Consider the following 23,910-nt stretch of genomic DNA (forward strand, 5'->3'; position numbering starts at 1 on the left):
GAGAACGTGCGGCGTGGGCGAAGATAGAACAAAAGTCAACATTGGCAAGGCCGCCATCTTCGACTTGGACGGCACACTTCTGGATTCCATGGGAGTTTGGAAGGAAATCGACCAACGTTTCTTTGCTCGCCGCAACATCCCCATGCCGGACGATTACGCATCTGTGGTGGCCTCCATGCAGACCGGTGCCATCGCCAGATACACCATCGACCGCTTCCACCTTGACGAGCGCCCAGAAGATCTTGTGGAGGAGTGGAACGAGGATGCACTCCTGCTCTACGCCACAGCTGTGCAGCCCAAACCACATGCACTCGATTACCTGCAAGCGCTAAAAGCCAGCGGTGCCGCTCTGGCTGTGGCAACCAGCCTCCCGCCGCGCCTGCGACAGGCTGCCCTGAAGCACGCTGGGATGACCGATTGTTTCGACCAGGTCTGCAGCGTGGATGATGCCAAAAGCATCGGCAAGGAGGAACCGGAAATCTACCTGTTGGCTTCACGCATGCTGGGAGTTGCGCCCGACCACTGCACAGTGTTCGAGGATCTTCTGGTCGCCGTCGATTCCGCCAAGCGGGCTGGGATGAAGGTCTGGGCCATGTACGACCAGTCTTCGGCCAAGGATTGGGATGCCATTCGCTCTGAGGCCGATGGCGCTATCACTGACTTCGCCCAGGCGCCTGCCATTCTCTGACTCGCTCCGCACCGGCTGGAGCCAGCTGTTACCATGAAAAGCGTCAAGTAGTTTGGTGGAGGCGTTATGGGCAATTCAGGCAGGATAAATGCCGGTTGCTCAAAGTGGCTGTATTCACGTTTGCTCGCTCGTCTGGGATTGCAGAATTGGTGGCCGGCAGAGACCGACTTCGAAATGATGATCGGAGCGGTGCTGGTCCAACATACAGCCTGGGGGAACGCGGCCATGTCCATCGAGCAGCTGCGCACGGCCGATCTGCTTAACCCCTGCAACATGGCCGACGTTGACCTGACAAGGCTGACGAACTTGATCAGATCAAGCGGCTTCATGAAGGCCAAGGCACGCACCTGCAAGGCCCTGGCTCAGTGGCTGCTGGCTCACGGCATCCGCACAGCCGATGTCGAGGATTGCGCGGATGAAGGTCTGCGTGACGACCTGCTCACCATTGCCGGGGTTGGACGCGAGACGGCGGATGTCATACGGCTCTATGCCTTCGGCCAGCGCTGCTTTATCTGGGACGCCTATGCACGCCGGATGCTGGACGGTCTGGGTTGGGCCTCCCTGCGGTCATACCAGGAGGGCGAAGAGTACGAGGCGGATTTTATTCAGGTTGATCAATGGCCGCTCAACGACTTGCGCGAATATCACGGGTTGATTGTCCAAGCAGGCAAAAACCATCGCAACCCCCAAGCCTATGCCGCCTTCCTTAAGGAACTTGGCAGCCCACAAAGCTCCTCCAAATGAGTTGATCCCTTGAGGTTCGGCCGAGTCACAAGGCATATGACGGTATCCCGATACGGCACCCCTATACGGCACCTATATATGGCTGCATCTTATGACCGTGTTCCCGCGTAACAATCTTGTCCGAACCTCGGTGAATCGCGCACAATAAGGCATCGACTTGACTTCAAGCGGATTGAACTCCGTAGACTATGTTTCATCCGCATACTTGGCAGGCAAATACGCCAGGTAGTGAAGAATGGGGAGCAAGAGCATGAAGGCAGCAAAGTTTGTGAAGCCAGGCCGCATCGAGCTGGAGGAAGCACCGATGCCGACCATCGAAAAGCCTAAAGATGCCGTGATTCGGGTCATCCGGGCCTGCGTGTGCGGATCCGACCTGTGGTGGTACCGGGGTATTTCCTCAATGCCCTCAGGCAGTCATGTAGGGCACGAGGCCGTCGGTCTGGTCGAAAAGGTGGGCTCGGATGTCACTCATGTCAAACCTGGTGACTTCGTCATAGCACCCTTCACTCATGGCTGCGGGGACTGCGCGGCCTGCAGGGCCGGCTTCGACGGTGACTGCCTTGATCCGGACAGGCGGGGGAGCGGCGGCTATCAGAGCGAGTATCTGCGATTCACCAACGCGGACTGGGCCTTGGTGAAGATTCCAGGCCAACCTGAGGACTACAGCGACCACATGCTCGACTCCCTGCTGACCCTCTCCGACGTGATGGCCACGGGTTATCATGCAGCCGCTACAGCCCAGGTCAAAGAGGGCGATACGGTCGTAGTCATGGGAGATGGAGCGGTGGGTCTGTGCGGAGTCATAGCAGCCAAGCTGCGTGGGGCCGAACGCATCATCGCCATGAGTCGGCATGAGGACCGCCAGAAGCTGGCGCGTGAATTCGGGGCCACTGACATCGTGGCCGAACGCGGCAACGCTGCTGTGGAGCAGGTCATGGCCCTCTCCGACGGAGGCGGAGCCGATGCGGTTCTGGAATGCGTGGGCACCGAACTGTCCACCGACACCGCCGCCAGGGTGGCCCGGCCCGGCGCAGTGGTCGGCAGGGTCGGTGTGCCGCAGCAGGCTACCATGGACACCTCTAAGCTCTTCTGGCGCAATGTTGGGCTGCGAGGAGGCACGGCCGCAGTCACCACATATGACAGGCATCTGCTGCTTGATCAGGTGCTCAAGGGCAGCATCCAGCCAGGCAAGGTCTTCACCAAGCGCTTTGCCTTGGATCACATCCAGGAGGCCTATGAGGCCATGGACCAGCGCACCGCCATCAAATCCCTACTGCTGGTTGGCGAATGAGGCTGCAGCAGTAATCAGCTGATTCTCGGCGCTGCTGACATTACCGGTGGCGCCGCGTAAGCATGCCTGCCTGAACATGCCTCTTATTCCGAAAAAATCAGGGCCGTGTCAGGGATAATTCAGGGTAAATCAGGGTATTTCATACTTTCTTTCGCTGATATCAATGGAAGTGACTGATGACGACAAGGATGACCGTCATACAGGGTCAAGCGACGAACGAGGGCACATGACATCTGCGAGGCGAATCAGCATTACTGAGCGTAGATGCCTCGGTCTGGAAGGTCGTCGATGATCATCCAAGGGAAAGATGCAACTATGAATAACCCCAACGTAAGCGTGAGCAGAGGCCCGACACCAACGATTGAAGCTACGGGGCTGTCCATGGTGGTCTCCCCGCGACGCGGCGATTCACTGACCATTCTCAATGACATAGCAATCACTGCCTATCCGGGGGAGATGACCGGCATCATAGGGCCGTCAGGCAGCGGCAAATCGACGCTGCTGTACTGCCTGGCTGGGCTGGAGAAGGCCACTAGCGGCAATGTGCTTCTGCTGGGCAAGGACATAACCCGTCTGGGGCTGTCGGCCATGACCAAGTTCAGACGCCAGCATCTAGGCTTCGTATTCCAGTCCTACAACCTGATCACCAGCATGACAGTCGAACAGAATCTGGCTCTGCCATTCACCCTTCGCGGATCCCGCTTTCCCAGAAAGACGGCGGATTCCCTCTTGAAGTACTTTGGCCTGATCGATCAGAAAAAGAAAAGCGTCACCCTGCTGTCGGGCGGCGAGCAGCAACGTGTTGCCCTGGCCCGCGTCCTGTTATCCGACGCAGACGTGGTATTCGCGGACGAGCCGACTGGCGCCCTGGATCAGGAATCCGGAGAAAAGGTCATATCGGTGCTGAAGGACCTTGCCAACCACGAAAAGAAAACCATCGTACTGGTGACGCATAACAATGAGGTGGCGGGTCAGTGCGATCGGCTGTTTGCCGTGCGCGATGGCCGTATCAGCCAGTCATTCTCTGCGAAAGCGCCCATGGCATGAGAGGCGCTCTGTCCGAACTCAAAGCAGCGCCCATGGTCTGGAGCGCCGTCTTGCTGGCCATGGTCGTATCCCAGACTGTCATCTGCTCCCTCATCGCTGTCGCCGCAATCATTGATCAGGACTATCAGGGTCCGGAGCAGGAACTTGGATCCTCATACACTGGTCCCGCCTTAGCCTTCAGCGTGATCATCACCGTAGCTGTGCTGCTATGGGTCATGAACTCAGCACTGAATCAACGACGGCATCAACTGGCGCTCATGGTTTTGCAAGGCGCTCTGCCTTGGCAACTGCTGGTCTGGAATCTGCTGATTGTCATGGGATTATGCATCCTGTCTATTGCAGCCACCTGCCTTTTGCTGCCAGTGATTACACCCTTGATCTTCGCCATGGTGACAAATCCACTCGATTTGCATTTGACATATGCCAGCAGCCACCTGTTCAATTCGCTGGGCAAGGGCCTCGCTTTCAGCGCTGCGCCCATCTTCATAAGCACCCTGTTGACTATCCGTTCGCTCTCGAAAATACGACCAATGGAAGCCCTCAGGCAATCCCAGAACCCGCCAAAGCGGATAGGCGTCTTCCGCTTCCTCCTGGGAATCGTATGCTTGATTGGCGCGGGCTGTATGTTGCTGATTCCAGCTTTTGCACTTGCAACCAACCCTCCTGCCAGTCAGATGAGCAGCAATGCCGCTGCGGATCGGATGACGGTATTTCTCGCCTTCGCCATGGGCGGCATGTTCCTCCTGATATTCTCGCTGGCAGCTTTCGCACCATACTTCCTGCCCGGCTTCACGGCGATATGGACGCGTATTGTGGCGTTGCCATCCAGAACCTGGAGGCTGGCAGGCCAGCAGGCTGTCGGCAGCATACAGCGCCAGGGAGCGGCGATCATCCCGATGACTGCAGGTCTGTCATTGCTGATGACCGTCGGCGGAGGGTTGAGCACGATGATCACCACCATGCAAGTCGCTTTGCCCCCCACACCAGACAGCACTGCTCCGGCGACCGCAGACATGTTTGCGAGTCTCCTGGCGCTCACTGGACCGCCACTGATCATCGCGATAACAGGTGCAATTGCAGGCACCTTGATCACTTCCAAAGGCAGAGGACTTGATCTGGCGCTGACCTACGTATCAGGTGCCGGAATCGGCCAGCTCAGAGTATTGGGCGCACTTGACGGCATCATCACTATGATTACCAGCACACTGTTCTCCCTCATCATCACCTTGCTCTGCACCTCATCCCTGACCTTCATGCTCTCACGCTTCATGGGCAAAGCACAGATGAGCGTGCAATGGGGTGCTTGGATCGTAGTGGTGCTCATCGCATCCCTACTTGGTGCCGCAGCCACAGGAATCCAAGCCCTGACCACCAGATTCGAGAACTCTGTCAGCGTCATATCGCATGCCATAGGCGAGTAATAAAGTCCCGCTGTATGCAGCCGGGTACATATTTGAGCCACAGCAAGCCTGCCGACCTCTGCCATTCCTTCATGCCCCTTGTCAAATAAATTAAGTCGGCATATGCAGAGCTCGGCTTGATGAATTTGATTGATAGGTGCAACTGTGAGCATTTGAGTTCGCGACGATTTCCTACACATGAGCATTTGCAAGGCCCATATAGGGTACAGTCAATGACAAACCGTGACAGGTGACGATGAACCAGTCAAATCTTGTCAACGACAGACAAATGGAGGACCGTCATGGCGCGACCGACCACCAAGGAAGAACTCATCAAGGCGGCTGATGATGGCTTCGACAAACTCATGGCGCTGCTTGAGCCGCTCACACCTGAAGAACGCAATGGCCGCTTTTCCTTCGACCTGAGCAAGGAGAAGGGGGCCCATTGGGCACGCGACAGGAACATCAAAGATGTGCTCGTCCATCTCTACGAGTGGCATCAGCTGCTGTTGAACTGGGTGGAGGACAACCAGCAGGGCAGGACCCACGACTTTCTTCCGGACGGCTACAACTGGCGCAATTACGGCGAGATGAATGTCAAGCTGCGGGACAAGCATGATGACACCGCCTACGATCAGGCCTTGAACCTGCTTATCGAATCCCATAAGAAGGTCATGGCCCTGGCGCAATCCTTCACCAACGAGCAGCTATTCAGCAAGGGCGCCCTCCCATGGACCGGAAACTCTACCTTGGGCTCCGCCTTCATCTCTTCGACCTCCAGCCATTACGACTGGGCCCTGAAGAAGATACGGAAGTACTTGAAAGGACGCAAATAAGCGCTAGGACACCTGAAAAGAGCCAGCTTCACTCACAGACAGTAATGGGTTGCCCTGCGACTTTGCGACTAAATTCACAGTACGGGCGACCCTAAAAGCAGCATCCCAGTATATTGGTAATAGCAATGGAGCATAACCGCGATAACCGCTTGCATAACAGTATGCAGGACGATATCTAGGATGTAGACAATACAGAGAAGGACATCATCAGTGAAACGATCTCGCATTGATCCAGATGCTGATGATATAAGGCTGATCAAGATGGTGGCTGACGGAAATGAATCAGCCTTTGAAGCACTTTACCATAAGTATGCCCATACCGTCCAAGCCTTTATTGCCTTGCGAATATCCGACGATGAGGACGCCAGTGAAGTTTTTGCTGACACATGGCTGGGCTGCTGGCGTTCCTCAAAAACCTTCCGCGCAGACAGCAAGGTGCTTACCTGGATACTCAGCATTGCCCGGCGGCAAATTTATATGAAACGTCGCAAACCGAAACTACCTGACCAAATGGATCAGGCGGAACTTGACTCGATAACCGATGATCAGCTGGAGCCTGTGGAACTGGTCAATAAGGATCTGACGATGGAAATAATACGGCAAAGGATTGATGCACTCCCAGCAGAAATGGCATACACGGTGACGCTGGCTTGGCTCCACGAGTTACCCTACACGGAAATAGCCTCCCTGCTCGACGTCCCGGTTGGGACTGTGAAGTCTCGTATTGCTCGGGCAAGGCAGATCCTACGCCCACAGTTGACCGACCTCGCTCCACTCAAACCCCATAAAGTGCCGAGCCAGAGATAATTGAAGGGGTGATTATGACAGACCGATATAAGAGCACAAGCCCAGACAGCACAGGCCCAGTCACCGAAGAATACCGGGGTGAAGTTCAAGAGGCGCTTAGGGAAAAAGAGCAGAATGCCCAGCCGGCAGTTCCGGCTTTTACTAGCGTAATGGAGGCCATCCACCAGAAGCCGTCGCTGGCAACGGATCAACCAATACCATTCATGCGTCGAGTGCGTTCCTGTGGCCCGCTTGTTCTGGCACAATTACGCCTCATGCCGCGATATATCTTACTGGTGGAAATCGCGATAGCAGCGTGCTCGGTTTTAATTAGCAACCTTATGCAAGGTGCACGTTACGGCAGTCTCGGTACGCATATCTTTTCAAATATGCTCATGCTCAACATGGCACTGACCATGATCCTGGTCTTTTCCATTAAAGATGATCGTGAATTAATGCTCAGTATGCCCCTGGGACCTCAAGTTGTAGTAGCTTCTAGGCTATTGCTGGCCTTTATCTCCAACATTGCCATCGGGGGAGCAGCCTTATTGATTGTCGCTGCCATCAACCCGGAAATAAGGCCCCTGCCAGTTGTTGTCCAAACGATAGGCCCCATAACACTCCTGGCGAATATCGTGGCCCTCTTATGCATATGGCAATGCTCTTGGATTGCACTACTCCTAGGGATACTTGCACCACTATTGAGAACTTTGCAGAACTTGAGGTCATCATTTTTCCTACCGGCATGGGTCAATTCGGCACCCACTACCGCCGCAGCCTGGGCAGGGTTCATCCTCGTTACAGTGGGACTCATATCTGCTGTTATCCTTACAGCCCCTCTTGCCTGGCATACTCGACTCGCCGGTGGAGATAAAAATTAATGAACCTTTCCATCCTCTCTCGCTACTAACTAAGCAGACGGAACGAGCAGCGAGCAATGTCTGGCGGCAGCCGAGGCCAAAACCAGATATGAGGAAGGTGGACGAGGTTGGCTTTCGTAGGTATACAGTTCAAGAGGCTTTATAGGCTGGTATTGCTGCCGTTCATACTGACCGCAGGTATTCTTCTTGCGGGCTTCGTACTGGAGGGCATCTGGTCATTGAGCCGCATACGGTCGGTTATGATGGTTCTCACCCAAGTGCCAGTAATTGCTGCTGGCCTATGCGCAGCTTTTGTGCTCAATGGTGACCCAATCGTTGAACTTACTGAGTCAACTCCAACTGGATGGCGGAAGGTTCAAGTGACCAGGCTGCTTATCATTACCGGAGCATTTCTTGCTGCCGCAGGCCTTCTCTTTATCGGCTTGCATGTGATGCGACTTTGGCCACGTGACATGGGATGGGTGAGCATCATTACCCCGGTTGGCAGTATATTCATTGTCACCTGTCTGGTTTTCCTTATAGCCGTACTCACCACGTCTATGCCAACATCGTCGCTGGCTTCCATGGCTATTTGGCTGTTTTTATGTTTTATATGGGATCCATACATAACCGATCCAGTCCGGCAACGACTGATCCCAATGATTATTGCAGCGGCAGGCGCAATCTTCGGATGGAACATGTGCGGTGATGCGGAGCGCAATGTCGTAAAGGTCGCTGTCCTATGAGGATACTGAGCCTTGTACGCATCACGCTACTGATGTTTTATCGGCGCAAAGCCTTGTGGATAGCCAGCATGCCGCTGGCACTCTTCGCACTCTTTTTGGCCTATGCATCTCCTATGTCACCTGGATTCAGCAACACAGATGGTCTTGTCTTTACGGGACAGGTTCTTGCTATGTTCACCCCGTTGGCATACGCAGCATCTTTTAGCAACCTGATGACTGCCGGCAGGCGAACAGGTATGGACGAGCTTGAATCCACCTCCCCCTTGCCGATGGCCGTCATCCGCTCAGCTCATGTCTTGGGAGCCTGGGTCATCTGCATATCATCTTCCCTGCTTTTCCTTGTATTGATCGCAATCTACCAAGCCTTTAACGGCAACGGTAAGGCAATACTTGTGGCCCTGGCAGTAGCACTTGTCATACTCTCGCCATCAATGCTGATCGCTATGGGGATATCCGCCCTGCTAGGAGCCCTGTTGCCCACAATCGTAGCCCGAATTCTTGCCGTCCTGGTATGGGCTTGGCTGGCTTTCTATACCCCCCTATTGCCACTTCCAACGCTCAATGGCGGCCCGCTGGCCGTCATTGGTGATCCCATTGCGCAGGGATGGTTCCATACAGATACTATGTACGCACCAGCGAACGGCCCCTTTACCGTCCAATCAGGAGTCATATCCCTGCTCTGGCAGGTATGTATTATCTTCCTCCTTTTCACTGGTGCAAACCTAGTCTCCAACCACATAAAAGGTCGGGTCTGACTATCCACTGACTTTGAAAGGAATTACTCACATGTTTATCTCTATTGACCATCTGACCAAGGATTTTCGGGGGAGACCAGCCGCTTTAAACGATTTGACCGTCGATCTTCCACAGGGCATGATAGGACTTATTGGTCCAAACGGTGCCGGCAAAACAACCCTCATGCGCATTCTCACCGGAATAATCAAACCGACTAAAGGTACAGTTTTTATTGATGGACAAGATCTGTCTTCGCCGGCCAACAGGCGAAATCTAAAACGGCACCTGGGTTATCTGCCACAGCACATCACCCCGTACTACAACCTGTCCCCGCTTGAATTCCTTGACTATATCGGCATCTTGAAAATGATTGACAACAAACAGGTGCGGCAGGAGCAGGCGCATACCCTCCTGGAACAGGTGGGATTGGAAGACGTGATGAACCAACCTATCGGAGGGTTGTCCGGGGGTATGAGGCGCAGGGTTGGCATCGCACAGGCCCTTATAGGCGACCCCCAGCTGCTGGTAGTCGACGAGCCCACAGCGGGGTTGGATCCCGAAGAGCGCATGCGGTTCCGCACGCTCCTTGCCCAGCTGGGGCAGGATCGAACCGTTATCCTCTCCACCCACATACTTGATGACGTTGCACAAACCTGCCCCTGGGTGTGTGTATTACGTTTCGGGCGCAACCAGTATGACGGGCCAACCGAGGGGCTGATCCATGAAGCTGCCGGTCATACCTGGATCACGCCCCCTATCGCAACCCCACCGGAAAATGCCACAATCATCAACGGGGAACCCACCCCACAGGGGACAAGATACCGCATAGTCACCGACACCCCGCCTGCAGGCTCTGCCGAGACCGCACCCAATCTTGAGGACGGATATATGGCCTTAGCCAGTGAGCGCTAGATACCGCCTCTTGTATAAGGACACCCAATACTCAAGTATGAAAGAACGACGAACCATTATGAAGCGAACCAAGCAGAGCCTCAGGACCCTTTCCCTTATATGCGCCACAATTATGCTGACAGTAGGGGTTGACGGCTGCACTGATGGCATGAGGCACCCTGAAGAATATTCCACTGATGGAAGCAACAAAGTGGCAGCTACCAGCAACCCACAAACAATTTCGAAAGAAGATCTGGGTCACACCTGGCCTCTTAAAGTTGATGAGGGCACCGTGTCATGCAAGCTCAGCAAGCAGGGAGATCCAATCCTCCGCTTTACCACCTCAGATGGCGCACAGTACGCGCTGAACCAGGTACAAGACAACGAGCATCTCAAAAGCATTGAAACATTAAAATCAGATAAGAGTAAGTCAGTAGGAACTCTGATGAGTTTCGCCTTCTCGGTCTGTGACGTCCCAAAATAAACCATTTTTACAGGGCTTTGCGGTTTGTCCTCTTCAGGTAGCCTACCTGATCTTACCGGGTCCAGAGCAGCCTGCCGGATTACGCATCTACATTCTGGTACAACCGTGCCATTCAACTGGCTGGCAGCGCAGTTGGAATGCACCTCTTACCACCATGTTTTGCCGGCCATCGAGGCTGGAGCCAATAATTATCTGCTCAAAGACATAGAGCCTTATGTTTTAACCCACCAGCCGTTAGGGACATCTAATCGATGCTCTTAGAATCAAATCATGACAGGGGAGGAGGGCTTGATCTTTGCTCATTGACCGTGAGAGTTCAGATAAACTTCGGTCTGCCTTTTATCGACAGCCAAGGCAGCCGTAAGAGTAAGGGCCAGGCCTTCCGGAGTGTGAATCCTGGCTTCGAGTGAGTTCCACGGCTTACGTATTGGAGCTGAAGTGGAGCCAGGACGAAGGCGCTCGCATGCATCCACAATCTTGCTGATCTGCTTTTCCGTGACTGCTACGCTCAGGCTTCCTATGGACTCCATATCCGTATCAGAGTCGACAGTATTGGAACCACTCTTACGAATCAGCACATCCTGAAAGGCCCAGCGCCTCAAGTGAATCATCATGCCCGGCATGGTGTATAAATTGATGAAGCCCAAGCCCTGCGTCCAGAAAACCTCTGATTCTTCCAGATCGTCGCTATACAGGCACATGAACATGGGCATGAGATAGATGCCCCTATAAGGCTCCGGCGGTTCCGCATCCTTCCCCGGCTCCGGCACGGGACTTATGCCTGCACCTGCATAAGCAGTAGCTTTGGGCTGGTCATGGTTGTCCATGGCTACCTCGTTCCTTAGTTGAAGTGTTTTGAATTGCGTAGTCAAACAGAAAACGTGATACGTAGAGGGAAGATACTGACTGCATCACTCCCATTCGACGGTTGCCGGATCTATCCCGTTTGCACGCGCTGCAGTTTCGATTGCAACCAGCATCCATTTCGCCAATCCAGGTTCCAGTTGTTCGTAATGGCGCCTGAAACGCGGGTCGGCCACATACATTCGCCCCAGAATGACATGCATGGACGGCGTCACATGGAACCATGACAAAGCCTGCCGATGCTCGTCAATCAGTTCGAGAACCTTATCTGATGTCGGAGCCAGACCTTTTCGTTTGGCTTGTGCAAGCTCACTTTCCACGTCTTTAAGCCGGGTCATGTCCTTTTTCTGTTCTTGTTCGGAGCGGGAAGCTTTTCGCTCCGCATACTCAAGCCACTGCCTGCTCGCACCCCAGCGTTCGTATGCTTCCGAAAAGTACCGGTCCTCCTGATCGATCTTCGTAGGTGCTGAATCATTACCTGATCTTCCCTCGGCAAGGGCTATGAGTCGGTCCAGACGATCCGCAGCTTTCCTAAGATGCTGGATTTTCTCATCAATTCGCGAGCGCTGTCCCTGCAACTCGTCCAAAGCAAGCGGTGTCTTGCAATCGAGCAATGCCTTGATTTGTCGGGCATTGAATCCCATCTCCCTGTAAGTCACAATTCGCTCCAGCCGTGCGACGTCATCCTGCATATATTGCCGGTAATTCGACTGGCCACGAATGGGAGAGATCAGTCCTTCCCCTTCCCAATGGCGCAACATTCTCCGGCTGACCCCCGTAAGCTCAGACATCTGACCGATGCTCAAGCCGCTCTTGCTGCCTTCTCCGTCGGATTTGCTCTCTCGTGTCATGCCTTGACCCTAAACCCTGCCATCATGTCAAGGTCAAATCGTTCGTTTTATGGGGATGGATGAGGCAGTGCATGCACGCACCGTCCCCAAACGCCCAATAACAGGTTCTTGAGGAGGCAGCTTTTGATCCTGCTTGTTTGCGAAGTATTCCCCCTCCGATTATGAAAACGACTAAATCCAGCGTGACTCCTTTCCCATGGGCGCAAATTAGCCTCGTCAGCAGCGACGTGTCCCCTGCAGGGGACAGTTTCTTTTCCCGCGTTGAAGGATTGCGCCCGTCGAACTTGCATAGGAATCAGTTGAATTCCGATTGGAAGGGGAGGCGCAATGGCATATACGGACGGAAACAACGACCCGCAACTGGCTGTGTCCACACAGGGGTTGGTCAAGGCCTATGGCGGATTCAAAGTCGTGGATGGACTGAATCTACGGGTGCCGGCAGGCGGGGTCTACGGACTGCTGGGACCAAACGGAGCCGGAAAATCGACCACCATGAAGCTCCTTCTGGGATTGACAAAACCGACTGCCGGAAGCATGTGGCTGCTAGGACAGCAAGTCGGAAAGAAGACTACGATCCAGCCGGGCCGTGTGGGCTCCATGATTGAAGGACCCAGCTTCTATCCAGGCCTGTCGGGCCTAGACAACTGCCGCATGGTAGCCGATTATCTGGGTCTGCCAGTTTCAGCTGCCTCAGAAGTGCTAACCAAGGTTGGATTGCGGGGATACGAGAAGAGGAAGGCGGGCGCCTATTCCCTAGGAATGAAGCAGCGGCTGGGTATCGCCATGGCGCTGATCTCCCAGCCGGAGCTTCTGCTCCTGGATGAGCCCACCAATGGCTTGGATGCCGAGGCAGTGGTCGAGATGCGACAGATGATCATAGACCTGGCCGCCTCGGAGGGGGTCACTGTCATCATCAGCAGCCATATCCTGTCGGAGATTGAAAAGATGGCTCCGGTGGTTGGCATCATTGCCGATGGTCATTTGCTCTACCAGGGAACTTTGAAAAACCTGCGGGAAGAGGGTCATATCGATCTACGGGTGTCCGATCCTGGGCTCGCGTCAGAGATGCTCGAAACTCAAGGCATTCAACACGAATATATCTGGAAGAACGCAACCCTGCGCATTCCCGAGATGCCCGATCCGCAAATCGGGGCGCTGGTGACTCGGCTGGTATCGCATGGTCTGCAGGTATACCGTGTCGCCTCCGAACGCAAGAGCTTGGAAGAAGCCTTCCTCGAACTAGTGGAAAACCCGCAGAGCCATGTTGCGCAGGGCCCTGTGGAGCCGTCCGGTCATAAACAGAGGAGCACACGATGAGCTCTGTCGAATCAATCTCCGTGCGGTCCGAAGAATTTCGATTGGGGAAACCGCCACGCTCATCCCATCCTGGAGGGCTACTTACTCTGCTTTCGATGGAGCTGCACAAGTTGAAAGGCTCATCATTCTGGTGGATGGCCTTGGGCATGATTGCTCTAGTCTCGGCATGGTCGGGCTTAGCATTCATAAAACGAGCAGAATCTGCGAACCCTGCCACACATGCCGTAGCCCTTGCTCAAGGTGAGATCTACCAAACTGTTGGCCTGCTGGCGCCCATTCTTGCCGCTCTGCTGACCAGCCGACTTGCTGTCCTGGAGAGCGGCGAGCGCATGGATCTCAAATGGCGCTCCCTAGGACAGGATGCGACTGAGAGGTTTCTTACCAAGCTCATAGTTGCTGGGTGTGTGATTACGCTATGTTTCGTAATTCCTCTGACGTGGGTACCGCTGGCAGCTTCAGCACAAGGATTCCATCTCGAGGGCAGTCTGGCCGAATACATACTCGTTCCGGCACTGATTGCCTGCTTCTCAACCATGGCGGTCACAGCTATACAACTCGCCCTCTCGCTGACGATAGATAGACAAGCCATAGGACTGGGTCTGGGTGTGATAGCCGGTCTGATCGGGACTGGACTGGGCCCGATGAATATGCCAGGTCTAGGCTGGCTCTTCCCGGCAGGAATCAGTTCCGCCGCCAGTCCCTTCCTGTCTTCTGCCAGTCCTGATGGCTTTGCCAGTATGACCTTGGTTGCCAATCCCTGGCCAAAAGTCCTGACCAGCCTTTTGGTCTGCATTATCTGGTCGGGAATATCAGCATTCATCGTCAAGGCCAAGGAGTTATGCCGATGACAAGTCCGTACCCAGCAAACGCTATGACTATCACCCCGATGCATCGCCACAGGCCATCAATCATTGCCGCCTGCAAATGGGAGATCCACAAGGCCGGCAATATCTGGTACTGGCTGGCCACCACGCTCTTCGACGCCATAGGAACCTTCAACGGTTGGGACCAGTATCGGAGCTACAGACCGGACTTCCAGGCTCAAGGGGTGACCTGGGCAGCGGTCTGGGGGCAGGCGATCCTTCTGCCAAGCATGGTCTTCATGCCAGTCCTGGTCGCGGCCTTTGCTGCCCAAATTGAAGCCAACGAGCACAAGGGCCGCAACTGGCAGCGTCTTAATGCCTCTGGCATGGTTGGGACTGCCATAGCAGGGAAGATGATGCATGGACTGCTGGCATCCCTCCTTACCGTCGCTATCTTCGAATCTGAATTCATACTCGTGGGTGTTCTGGTAGGAGGCTTCGACCCAGCGGAACTCGGTCCCTATCTCTTGCGTGGCGTACCAATGACGCTGGCAGTGTGGGCGATTATGACTCTGACCCAGGCCATAGCCGCCAGAGCCGAATCCTTCGCCTCGACTATGAGCATCATGTTTCTGCTCACTCTGGCAGGCTGTGCGCTGTCGGTTGCCACACCGACCTTGGCGCTGCCGTATCCGCTGGCCTTGATCACCACTGCATCCGCAGCCCGTGACATGGGCAATATCGCATCCACGACCTCTATGGCAAGCTCGTGCATGGTGGCAATCCTCTGGGTGCTGATCAGCCTCCTTATATTCCGGCACCAGGCTCGCAGAGCCATCTGATCTTAAGCGCAGAGTCAATAAAGAGAGGATAACGCACTTGCCAGGCCGCACATCTCAGTGTCTGACAGCATAATGGAATACCGGCAGTTATCAGGAAGAGGCTCACCGATGAGAGCAGGCAAGAAGACTCAAGGCTGGATTCAGTTGTGGAACCGGCCATATATGACCTTCGTGGCAGTCTTTTTCTGCGCCCTCTACGAGACAGGGATGCTGACCAGGCTGATCCTTGCCCCAAGCAGCGCCAACCAGACCCTCTACCAGGTCATGAAGTCTGCCAGCTGGGGCTTGCCCCTGTTTGTGGTCATTATTTTTCTCGCACTTGTCACCCTATGCCTGCGCCGTCTATATCCTATGGCGACCCTGCTGGTGGTCAGTGGCATGCTTGCCCTGACTGCCGCAATCTATGGCTCGGGATGCACCTACCTGATCATTCCCTGGCTCGTCAGCCTCTACGCCTGCGCGGTAGAAGCCAAGAGCGTGACATCATTGACAGCTGGGCTGGGTAGTTCCGCCATTCTAGGACTGTTCAGCATCGTACTCTCTGCCAATTGGCATCATGATGTCCTCTTCACCGACCTTCTGTATCCGACTGGATTGACTTTCGCCCTCTGCCTGACAGTCGCCTTCCTCTCACGCTCCGTAAGGCAATCACGCTTGTCAGAGCAGGCATTGGAGGAGGAGCGCTCGCATGCTCTAACCCTGGCCCATGAGCGGGACCAGGCCATGCATCAGTCCAGGGTTGCCGCCCAACTGCATGACAGCGTGGGTCACGACTTGACCGCCATCATCGCCTTATCCGAAGGACTGGATCATGCCATCGGAAAACCGGAAATCGATGAGGCTATCTCGATGATTAACGACCTGGCACGGCAGGGACTGGATGACACCCGAACTGCTGTCAAAGCCCTGCAATCACAGACAGATCCAAAAAACGACCCACAGCCGGCCACAGGGGAGAGGCATGGCTGGGATGACATCAAACCCATCCTCGACCACGCCCGGCATGTCGGCATCAGCGCTGCCCTGACGGAAACGGGTCGTCGGCCACAGGATTCCGAACAGGCCGACCTGGCTTTCACCATCACCAGGGAGGCGATTACCAACGCCCTCCGCCACGGACAGGAGGTTAACCGTATTGTGGTCTCCTGGGATCACGACAGCCGGGGCGGCATAGATATCACCGTTCGCGATGATGGACGAATCTTGAATAACGAAGCCGACAATACCAGTAGCAATGGTACAGGTCTTGCCAGGTTAAGAGCCGAGGTGCAAGCTCATGGTGGCAGCTTCCATTCGGGTCCTGGTTCTGATGGTTGGACCTTGCAGGCCCACATACCCTCGCTAGCCGCAATGGCAGCTAACAATATAGGCATGAAGGAGAACGCATGATCCGCGTCATGATCGTCGACGACCAGCGACCGACCCGCATGGGACTGGCACTCATGGTCGCTAAGGATCCAACCTTACATGTCGTTGCGCAGGCGGCCAACGGCCAAGAAGCTTTGGATAAACTGGTCACATCCGCCGAAAATCAACAGCCTTTGCCCGATGTGATTCTGATGGATGTGCGCATGCCTGTCATGGACGGGCTGGATGCCACCAACCGTATCAAAAAGCTCCATCCTGAAATAAGCATTCTCATTCTGACCACCTACGACGAGGACGACTATGCCTTCACAGCCTTAGGGGCAGGCGCATCTGGATTCCTGCTCAAGGATGTCAAGACAGCCGATCTGAACAGAGCCATCCATGCGGTACATGCAGGCGATGCCATTCTCACGCCGCGCATCACGGCCGAAGTGATCAGGAGAGGAGTCCCAAAGACAAGAGCCAGTGATGAGTCTAAGGCTCGCGAAAAATTCGCCCAGCTGGGCAAACGCGAGCTTGAGGTCGCTTCGCTGGTCAGCCAAGGCCTGACGAATGCGGAGATTGCCGAGCGCCTCCAGCTGCAGCCTGATTCGGTCAAAAAGACAGTCAGCCGCATACTGGCAAAACTCAAAGTCAGGGACCGGATCAACATCGCCGTCCTTTGGTATCAGGCCGACATGCGTTATCTCCGGTAGATGATGCATAATAAAGCAGAAATAGGGAACTGGATTGGACAATGCCGTAGATTCGCTGTTGATATGCACTCACTCTGTAACGGCGTTAGTAGTGGGCATGCTGCATTTACCAGTCAGCTATTTATTTTCAACTTTAATTACTATCAGTAGGTGCAGGCAAAGAGCAGTGGAAAGAGGTAGTTATGAAAGCAGTTGCAATAATAATGAATGCAATGAGCATATAAGGCTTAATCGTCTCAGCTGCCATACAAATTCGATCTGGCTATTACGGCGACGAGTATTCTAGCCTTTTCACTCAATTCGATTCGACGCAATAAGACCTTGCATGGATTTGTGCCTTGCTATTTTTCGTTTTTTTGTTTTATCTCTTTCAGCGGTTATTTTCTTTATCGAACAAACAAATCGAAAGTCGCCGAATCAGTAAACGAACCTTTGACAAATCTTTTCCATACTAAATTTATGTTTCAAAAAACTGAATGTTACCTACCCTTGAAGGCAGAAACTATAGCATTTAATAGAACTGTCTCGATCAAAATCATCTGCGATAACTCCCAGTATAGAACAACAGAACCCTTCCAAGAACTCGTTATCCGCAGATCTGAAAGTTATTGGTCAGGCGAATTTGTATAACGCTTTCCCTCACGGCTGGGGACGCATTTACTTGTAACTTGGATATTTCGCAAGGCCAATGAGATTTGAACCTGCGCGACTCCTCGTTCAGAAAAACTGCTATACGTGTATATGCTAGCTGCCTTTAACTGTAGCTAGTAACGACTGGCATTTAGCTGACGCGAGCAAGTTCCCACTACTAACTGATAACTGATACGCGCTAAAACCGTTGGGTTAGTGCACCACTTTGCCCAATCTGATCTTCGATGTTTTCAAAACACAATGGGTGGAAATCATTGCTGTTCGACAAATCTTAGTGCAGTCATACTAAATTACCGAGAATCGTAATAATATCAAGGAACGGAAAATCAGACATATGCGTACAGAATTGTTCTCTCGCTAACTGTGGACGATCAGAAAATGACATTCAGTGAACGTTTCACGTTACTGGCATAGCCAGTCAGTCTTGCAGGTTAAGTGGGTAACTTTCGGCTATAACAATCATTGAGGATCACAACGGGCCGGCTATCTGAACCCTGCCAAAATTACAACAGCTCGACCATCCCGCTACCGCACCGTTAAAGCGCTTAACGACAGCAACTGCTCGAAAACCCTAACAATAAGATCACGTACCTTTTGAGACTCAGACTGGCGGCACCTTGTATGAGGAGATCAGTGACTTCATTGCCAGATAGGCAGCTTCTGCCAGTCGTCCGGGAAGCCCATTGGTTTGAGTGGAATGCCAGGATAGCGGTTCATCAGGTCTATGAAGTTTGTACGCCAATGGGTGACGCCCAGTTGCTTCAGGAGGAAGTGTTCCATGGTCAGGAATCCTGCAGGACCTTTCGACTCCGGTCGGCGGAAGGGCTCCCATTCGTTACCCCACCAGTCGGCATTTGCGGGATACAGCTTGGGTTTGATGGGTGTCATCTTCGGGTCTATGCAGTTCCAGAAGCGGTCATGGTGGGCGGTCTTGTTGCGGGCGACACGGATATTCTCGAGCCAACCGCGCAACAATTTCTCATTGCCGACACCGGGCTTGTTAGACATGATTCCCAGTTGCGAGGCCAACCTGCGTTTGATGGCAGGGTCAGCACCCTTGTAGAAGATCTTCTTGAAATCGCCGTAGGACAGGCAATCCACTAGCATCCAAATGGGCGGCAGCGGGTCGCGGTAGGTGCTCTTGAAATGCTTAAGCTGTGGCAGCGAAGATCGCTTATAGTCCTTGGCTATGCCGGCAATCGCACTCTTATGCTCTTCGGTGCTGAGTCCAGGCAGACCGGCAGGCTCAAGGTAACCGAACGGACCCGTTGCTTTGGCAAGTTCAGCAGCCATATAGCTTTTGAGAAAGACCTCGATGCTGACGATGCCATCGAAGACGATGTTACGTAGTTCCTGGTCGAACACGTACCGTTCCCAAATGGGATCCCAAGCAGTCTTCAGAAGAAAGGGCAACTTTCGTTTACTGCTACCCGCCATAGGAGTAAGGAAAGGATACCAATAGCCCTTGAGGCGATAATAGCCTACCAACTCCAAACGATCCGCAAGGTCCTGCACGCTGATGCCTGTCAACCCGTTATCCAGAAGCAGTTGGGCCAGGTCTGCAGAGTCGCGGTAAGGATGGCTGGGGTATGGGGGCAACTTGGTTGCAGTTGTGAATCCCATGTGCCCTCCGGGTAAAAAAATACCGCCATAGTATGCGTTCCACCCCGAAAGGCAGTAGAGGCAGTGGCGGCTTCTAACAGCACTAACTTTACATCGTGCGGGCGCCGAACGCAAAACTTCAAGACTCGATTGCCGCTCAGAGCTAAGGCTGAGCGTACACGGCACTCAACGAGATGACATCTCGGACCAGACACAGGGCGGTGGATTTGATTATGACCCTCTACCAGACTCCCGCAGTTGCCCTGGGTACGCTCCTTTGTGGTTCTGCACAGAACAGGAGGATACCGGCGACCTCAACCCTGACCGTCCGCCAGGCCGAAGCCAGCAACAAACGTCAACTGATCCAGGTTGACTCCACGACCTACGTGATTGGAGGGAGGAGGATGGCGTAGAGGACTTGCGCCTGTATCAGCGCAGGAATGCATCCGCAGAGACCATCAGCATCAAGGGAAGGCGCGGCCGCGTTGCCGGGGACTCTGAGAAAGAAGCTGATGACGGCTTACGCTCAGCTCAACGCCGACCCCGAGGATCTTCTGGCCGATCACGAACTCACAGTCGGCGAATGAAGGGAAACGTGAAGAAAGAGCGAAGCGCCGAATATATGCAAATAGGTATCAAAGGGCCTGGAACTACAAATAATTCCAAGGCCTAAGACCTTGGAATCGTTGCTATTTGGTCGGGCCGGCGGGATTTGAACCCGCGACCCCTTGTAAGATAAGCCGCTGTTCTGGTACATGCGAGCTGCCTTTAACTGCTGCTAACTATCCAAGGAATACTGCCAATTCTAGCAGATTCCAAGTATGAACTGATGCAAGCTGATACGGGTACTTATGGGTAGCGATGTGCCCGAAATGTGCCCGATTGGATTAGCCAGAAGGAAGTGTCTGATGACATTGGCACAGAAATCGTCTGACTGCATAAAATGAGATTGCTTGGAACTGATTCAGGGATGAGATGTAAGTGTGTGCCGGATAACCTTGCTGGATCGGTCAGGTTTTCCGCTTATAAAATCCCTGATGGCCTCGGACATTTTTTCAGGCACATAGTCGTGGAGATAATGAGGGGCATCGAAATACCGTATCTGTGAGTTACCTTGCTGCGCTTTGAAGGATTCTTGGATGGATCGCCACTCATCCTTGCTGAAGCCAGTGCCTTTCCCGTTGGAAACCAGTTGCAGCATCTTGATCTGTGGCAATCCAGCTTCCGCAACCTTGCGGGCGTTGGCGTTGACCGTGTTGATCTCTCGCTGGATGTCTGGATCCATGAAGTTCTTGAAGAAGAGGGTCCGGTAGACCGCCTTATCTTCAGCAGACAAATTTCCTGCTTTGATGGCGGGTGACTGGTCCGCGGTCAGTCTGGGCAGGAGACGAGGAAGTCCTGTCCGGCAAAGGGCGCCCAACAGTGCTGTGGCTGCGGCGGGAGGCACCAGGTTGCGCGTCTCATAAGCCTGTGGCGTGGCCATATCCAATCCGATGATGGCCTCCACCTCGGCAGGGTACTTCTTGGTCCAGTAAAGTGCTTCAAGCCCAGACATTGAGTGGGGGAGGAGCACATAGGGCCCAGTCACTCCGGCCCCGTGCAGCGCCGCCCTGGTCTCATCCAACATCGTGTCGATATCTCTGGGGTCCCGAGACCAGTCACTAAACCCGTACCCGGACTTCTCCACCACAATCAGACAGTATGAGTTTTGCAGTCTAGTAATGAGAGCCTTGAAATCATACAGAGGGGAAGGGGTTCCACACCCTGAAAGCAGCACCAGTTTCGGGACGCTACCATGTGTGTCCCCGAACACCGCGACACTCAGTAGTTTATGTCCCACTCTCACCAGCTGACGATATTGTGCTTCGCCCTTATCTTCCAGGGGATTCCTCGTAATTACTTGGAGCATATAGACGAGTCTACAGTAGCTGACAGCTTGTGGCAGAGCAGCAGTAAAAGCATATTGAGGAAGTGCTTTCTCGGCAAAAAAAGGATTCCGGTTCTGCGATCAGTTATTGACTTAAGTCTTGCAGCACACATCCCAGGAAGCGGTCGGGTTCCTCCCATTGGGGGAAGTGGCCGGAGCGATCGAACCAGTGCCAGCTTTTGGGGCTGTCGATTGTCTCGTACCAGTCGCGGGCGACGGCGGAGGAGACGTGGTGGTCCTGTCTGCCCTCACAGAAGGTGACCGGCACCTCGAAGTGGTGGGTGTCGGTGAAGTCCGTGTCCATCAGCTCCTGGTGAAGTGGTCGCACATCGCAGGGTTGGTGGGTTGCTTGGCAGGGGAGAGCTTTGACAAGCCGGACATGAGAACGAGCAGAGGAGCTGGATAACCATCTGGCAAAGTTGCGAAAAGAACACGGTTGGTCTCAGGGGGAATTATCCAAAAAACTGGGAGTGAGCCGTCAGACCGTAATTTCGATTGAAAAGGGCCATTTCGACCCATCGCTGCCACTTGCTTTCCGCCTGGCGGATGCATTCGATTTAACTATAGAGGACATATTCGAACCCTGAACATGCCCGACGCTCAGACCCTGATTGGAAATAAGGGAACTCACTGGAAATTATGCAAGGGTGCTTTTGCCTAACAACAGGCAAAAGCACCCTTATTTATACTCCGCCATGTCAGATTTGGATATCCTGGCCGATGACTTCGGCCACCTCGCCGGTGCGGTTGGGCCATAGGTCCGCGTAGGTGTCCAAGGTCTCTGTGGCCGAGGCATGGCCCAGGACGGCCTGCAGGGTTTTCACGTCCGCCCCGGCCTTGATCGCCAGGGAGGCGTAGGTGTGGCGCAGGGAGTGGATGACCAGGCCCTCGATATCCTGCATGCCCGCATCCCGCAGTGCTGGAGCCCATACCCGGTTCCGCCAGTTAGTGGTGGTCTGTCTGCCGCCTCTCGGCCCGCGCAGTAGGTAATCCTCGGGGCCATGGCCGTCGAGCAAATCTTTAATTCTGGGCAGCAGTTGGCTGGGTATGGGCACAAACCTGGTCCTGTTTCCCTTTGGCAATGTCTCAACGATATGCGAATCAACATCGACCGACTGGGTGCGTAGGACATTAATCCGGTTTCTCCCCAGATCCACGTCCCCGCACCTCAGAGACAGTGCCTCGCCGATGCGCAGTCCCGTATACGCAAGCAAGTAAATGACCGTGGCATTGGCCTCGTCCATCTGACCCGCCAGGATCTTGATCTCTTGTGGGGTTAGATATATTCGCCGTTGAACCGCTCTGTTATGTGGCACCTTGGCTTTGGCGACGGGATTGGTATCTATCCAGCGGTTTTCCACAGCCACATCCAGAATCGAGCCCAACACAATCTTGCCTACGGAGCGGATTGAGGACGCGGACAGCGAGGAGGCCGAGCCTCGTTCACCTCCATAAGGCGCCGTCCCATCGGCTAGGCTGACGTACCAGCGCTGGATCCTCGCCGTGGAAATGTCCTTCAAAGCTACGTCACCCCATTGAGGCAGAACCCACACGCGCAGCTCACGCCGGTAGCGTCCCTCTGTCGATCCCTTGATAGTGCCCGCCAGACCCTGCTGCCATAAGTCCGCTGCCTGTCGCAACGGCCTGCAGGAGTCTCGGGGATCCATGTATCGGTTCGACCGTATCCGGTCCTCGATCTCGGCCATGAAAGCCTCCGCTTCACCCCGGTAGCGAAACAACTTCCTTCGTGTGATTCCATCAATCCTCCATCGCACCTCCCAGCGTGACCCTTTGCCGAAGTCCTTGGCCCTGTATCGCTCAGGGACCTTGGCGTTCTCAGGGTCGTCGGTGTGCTTGGATAGGGAGTGCTTCATATATGCGGACGGTTCCTCCTTGGAGGTGTGCCCCTGTGCCTCGTGACCAGGGCGGCCTTCAACCATCTGTCGTTTATCCATGCTTTTGCCATATCAACCTCTATGCGTCAGATAACAATTTGTTCCATTTAGCGATATCCAGCACCAGCTAACGGCGGTGCGCGCTGACGCATAGGAACAGGTATGAGCCAAATACAGCAAACAATGAACGATAACCCGGCTATGACACCGACCAGGCTGCTGACCCCTGCGGAAGCGGCCGAGATCCTGGTGATACCGGTGAGCACCCTGAACGCCTGGAGGGCGCAGAAAATCGAGCTTCCGTACGTGCATATAGGTCGTCTGGTTAGATACCGGCCCGAGGATGTGGCGGCACTTATCCGTCGCAATACGGTGCGGCCGGAATGAGCCGGAATGTGCCCGAAGGCAAGGGCGATGTGCCCGAAATGTGCCCGATTCGGGGCATACAAAAAATTCCAAGGCCCGGAAGCCTTGGAATCATTGCTATCTCGTCGGGCCGGCGGGATTTGAACCCGCGACCCCTTGACCCCCAGTCAAGTGCGCTACCAAACTGCGCTACGGCCCGACGGTGCATCAGCACCGAGTAG

The 23,910-nt window shown here is 54.2% G+C and carries 25 protein-coding genes and 1 tRNA gene; 19 read left to right on the forward strand and 7 right to left on the reverse strand.

The window, feature by feature from the left end:
- Window positions 1–40 precede the first annotated feature (40 nt).
- The 12 genes from QRX41_RS05125 to QRX41_RS05180 all read left to right on the forward strand — a co-directional run bounded on the left by QRX41_RS05125 (window position 41) and on the right by QRX41_RS05180 (window position 10,508).
- Window positions 41–688 (forward strand): HAD family hydrolase, encoded by a 648-nt coding sequence (locus tag QRX41_RS05125; protein WP_313839349.1) that lies wholly within the window; start codon window positions 41–43, stop codon window positions 686–688.
- Window positions 689–865: 177 nt separating this feature from the next.
- Window positions 866–1,432, forward strand: coding sequence for a DNA repair protein (locus QRX41_RS05130; protein ID WP_313839351.1), 567 nt, complete (start codon window positions 866–868; stop codon window positions 1,430–1,432).
- Between the two features lie 250 nt (window positions 1,433–1,682).
- Window positions 1,683–2,723, forward strand: a complete 1,041-nt coding sequence (locus tag QRX41_RS05135; protein ID WP_313839148.1) for a zinc-dependent alcohol dehydrogenase family protein — start codon at window positions 1,683–1,685, stop codon at window positions 2,721–2,723.
- Between the two features lie 315 nt (window positions 2,724–3,038).
- Window positions 3,039–3,770, forward strand: coding sequence for an ABC transporter ATP-binding protein (locus tag QRX41_RS05140; RefSeq protein ID WP_313839150.1), 732 nt, complete (start codon window positions 3,039–3,041; stop codon window positions 3,768–3,770).
- Window positions 3,771–3,802: 32 nt separating this feature from the next.
- Window positions 3,803–5,191 (forward strand): ABC transporter permease family protein, encoded by a 1,389-nt coding sequence (locus QRX41_RS05145; RefSeq protein WP_313839152.1) that lies wholly within the window; start codon window positions 3,803–3,805, stop codon window positions 5,189–5,191.
- A gap of 281 nt (window positions 5,192–5,472) precedes the next feature.
- The gene (locus QRX41_RS05150; RefSeq protein ID WP_313839154.1) at window positions 5,473–6,006 is read left to right on the forward strand and encodes a ClbS/DfsB family four-helix bundle protein; all 534 of its coding nucleotides are present in this window, start codon (window positions 5,473–5,475) and stop codon (window positions 6,004–6,006) included.
- Window positions 6,007–6,216: 210 nt separating this feature from the next.
- Window positions 6,217–6,813: an RNA polymerase sigma factor gene (locus QRX41_RS05155; RefSeq protein ID WP_313839155.1), complete on the forward strand. Its 597-nt coding sequence runs from the start codon at window positions 6,217–6,219 to the stop codon at window positions 6,811–6,813.
- Between the two features lie 14 nt (window positions 6,814–6,827).
- Entirely contained in the window at window positions 6,828–7,673 is an 846-nt protein-coding gene (locus tag QRX41_RS05160) for a hypothetical protein (RefSeq protein WP_313839157.1), read from the forward strand.
- A gap of 107 nt (window positions 7,674–7,780) precedes the next feature.
- A complete protein-coding gene (locus QRX41_RS05165) occupies window positions 7,781–8,398 on the forward strand; it encodes a hypothetical protein (protein ID WP_313839159.1) in 618 nt (205 codons plus the stop codon).
- On the forward strand, window positions 8,395–9,153 hold the full coding sequence (locus QRX41_RS05170) for a murein hydrolase transporter LrgB (RefSeq protein ID WP_313839161.1): 759 nt from the start codon (window positions 8,395–8,397) through the stop codon (window positions 9,151–9,153). Before QRX41_RS05165 ends, QRX41_RS05170 begins: the two co-directional genes overlap by 4 nt.
- Before the next feature lie 31 nt (window positions 9,154–9,184).
- Window positions 9,185–10,045: an ABC transporter ATP-binding protein gene (locus QRX41_RS05175; RefSeq protein ID WP_313839163.1), complete on the forward strand. Its 861-nt coding sequence runs from the start codon at window positions 9,185–9,187 to the stop codon at window positions 10,043–10,045.
- A 58-nt stretch (window positions 10,046–10,103) separates the two neighbouring features.
- On the forward strand, window positions 10,104–10,508 hold the full coding sequence (locus QRX41_RS05180; RefSeq protein WP_313839165.1) for a DUF2511 domain-containing protein: 405 nt from the start codon (window positions 10,104–10,106) through the stop codon (window positions 10,506–10,508).
- Window positions 10,509–10,807: 299 nt separating this feature from the next.
- Here the strand turns inward: QRX41_RS05180 and QRX41_RS05185 are convergent, their stop codons facing one another.
- The gene (locus QRX41_RS05185) at window positions 10,808–11,335 is read right to left on the reverse strand and encodes a VOC family protein (protein WP_313839166.1); all 528 of its coding nucleotides are present in this window, start codon (window positions 11,333–11,335) and stop codon (window positions 10,808–10,810) included.
- A gap of 84 nt (window positions 11,336–11,419) precedes the next feature.
- On the reverse strand, window positions 11,420–12,223 hold the full coding sequence (locus QRX41_RS05190) for a MerR family transcriptional regulator (RefSeq protein WP_313839168.1): 804 nt from the start codon (window positions 12,221–12,223) through the stop codon (window positions 11,420–11,422).
- A gap of 327 nt (window positions 12,224–12,550) precedes the next feature.
- Between QRX41_RS05190 and QRX41_RS05195 the strand changes: the two genes are divergently transcribed.
- From QRX41_RS05195 to QRX41_RS05215, 5 genes are all read left to right on the forward strand, one after another.
- The gene (locus QRX41_RS05195; RefSeq protein ID WP_313839170.1) at window positions 12,551–13,540 is read left to right on the forward strand and encodes an ABC transporter ATP-binding protein; all 990 of its coding nucleotides are present in this window, start codon (window positions 12,551–12,553) and stop codon (window positions 13,538–13,540) included.
- A complete protein-coding gene (locus tag QRX41_RS05200; RefSeq protein ID WP_313839172.1) occupies window positions 13,537–14,388 on the forward strand; it encodes an ABC transporter permease in 852 nt (283 codons plus the stop codon). The genes QRX41_RS05195 and QRX41_RS05200 overlap by 4 nt, the downstream gene beginning before the upstream one ends.
- A 23-nt stretch (window positions 14,389–14,411) precedes the next feature.
- On the forward strand, window positions 14,412–15,185 hold the full coding sequence (locus QRX41_RS05205) for an ABC transporter permease (protein ID WP_313839174.1): 774 nt from the start codon (window positions 14,412–14,414) through the stop codon (window positions 15,183–15,185).
- Between the two features lie 162 nt (window positions 15,186–15,347).
- Window positions 15,348–16,574, forward strand: coding sequence for a sensor histidine kinase (locus QRX41_RS05210; RefSeq protein WP_313839176.1), 1,227 nt, complete (start codon window positions 15,348–15,350; stop codon window positions 16,572–16,574).
- Window positions 16,571–17,248, forward strand: coding sequence for a response regulator transcription factor (locus QRX41_RS05215; protein WP_313839178.1), 678 nt, complete (start codon window positions 16,571–16,573; stop codon window positions 17,246–17,248). Before QRX41_RS05210 ends, QRX41_RS05215 begins: the two co-directional genes overlap by 4 nt.
- Before the next feature lie 1,290 nt (window positions 17,249–18,538).
- Here QRX41_RS05215 and QRX41_RS05220 read toward each other — a convergent pair.
- The 3 genes from QRX41_RS05220 to QRX41_RS05230 all read right to left on the reverse strand — a co-directional run bounded on the left by QRX41_RS05220 (window position 18,539) and on the right by QRX41_RS05230 (window position 21,732).
- Window positions 18,539–19,522, reverse strand: coding sequence for an Abi family protein (locus tag QRX41_RS05220; RefSeq protein ID WP_313839179.1), 984 nt, complete (start codon window positions 19,520–19,522; stop codon window positions 18,539–18,541).
- A gap of 943 nt (window positions 19,523–20,465) precedes the next feature.
- Window positions 20,466–20,990: a hypothetical protein gene (locus QRX41_RS05225; RefSeq protein ID WP_313839180.1), complete on the reverse strand. Its 525-nt coding sequence runs from the start codon at window positions 20,988–20,990 to the stop codon at window positions 20,466–20,468.
- A gap of 523 nt (window positions 20,991–21,513) precedes the next feature.
- On the reverse strand, window positions 21,514–21,732 hold the full coding sequence (locus tag QRX41_RS05230) for an alpha/beta fold hydrolase (RefSeq protein WP_045924388.1): 219 nt from the start codon (window positions 21,730–21,732) through the stop codon (window positions 21,514–21,516).
- A 115-nt stretch (window positions 21,733–21,847) separates the two neighbouring features.
- Between QRX41_RS05230 and QRX41_RS05235 the strand changes: the two genes are divergently transcribed.
- Window positions 21,848–22,015: a helix-turn-helix transcriptional regulator gene (locus QRX41_RS05235; RefSeq protein WP_396176791.1), complete on the forward strand. Its 168-nt coding sequence runs from the start codon at window positions 21,848–21,850 to the stop codon at window positions 22,013–22,015.
- Between the two features lie 111 nt (window positions 22,016–22,126).
- Here QRX41_RS05235 and QRX41_RS05240 read toward each other — a convergent pair whose 3' ends face one another.
- Window positions 22,127–23,383, reverse strand: coding sequence for a tyrosine-type recombinase/integrase (locus QRX41_RS05240; protein WP_313839181.1), 1,257 nt, complete (start codon window positions 23,381–23,383; stop codon window positions 22,127–22,129).
- Between the two features lie 102 nt (window positions 23,384–23,485).
- Here QRX41_RS05240 and QRX41_RS05245 point away from each other — a divergent pair, with 102 nt between their 5' ends.
- Window positions 23,486–23,710, forward strand: coding sequence for a helix-turn-helix domain-containing protein (locus tag QRX41_RS05245; RefSeq protein WP_045924380.1), 225 nt, complete (start codon window positions 23,486–23,488; stop codon window positions 23,708–23,710).
- Window positions 23,711–23,814: 104 nt separating this feature from the next.
- On the opposite strand, the gene QRX41_RS05250 is transcribed toward QRX41_RS05245, so the two are convergent.
- Window positions 23,815–23,888 (reverse strand) — tRNA-Pro (locus QRX41_RS05250).
- Between the last annotated feature and the right edge of the window lie 22 nt (window positions 23,889–23,910).

It is taken from the genome of Bifidobacterium kimbladii, from assembly GCF_032193675.1.
Taxonomy (GTDB): Bacteria; Actinomycetota; Actinomycetes; order Actinomycetales; family Bifidobacteriaceae; genus Bombiscardovia; species Bombiscardovia kimbladii.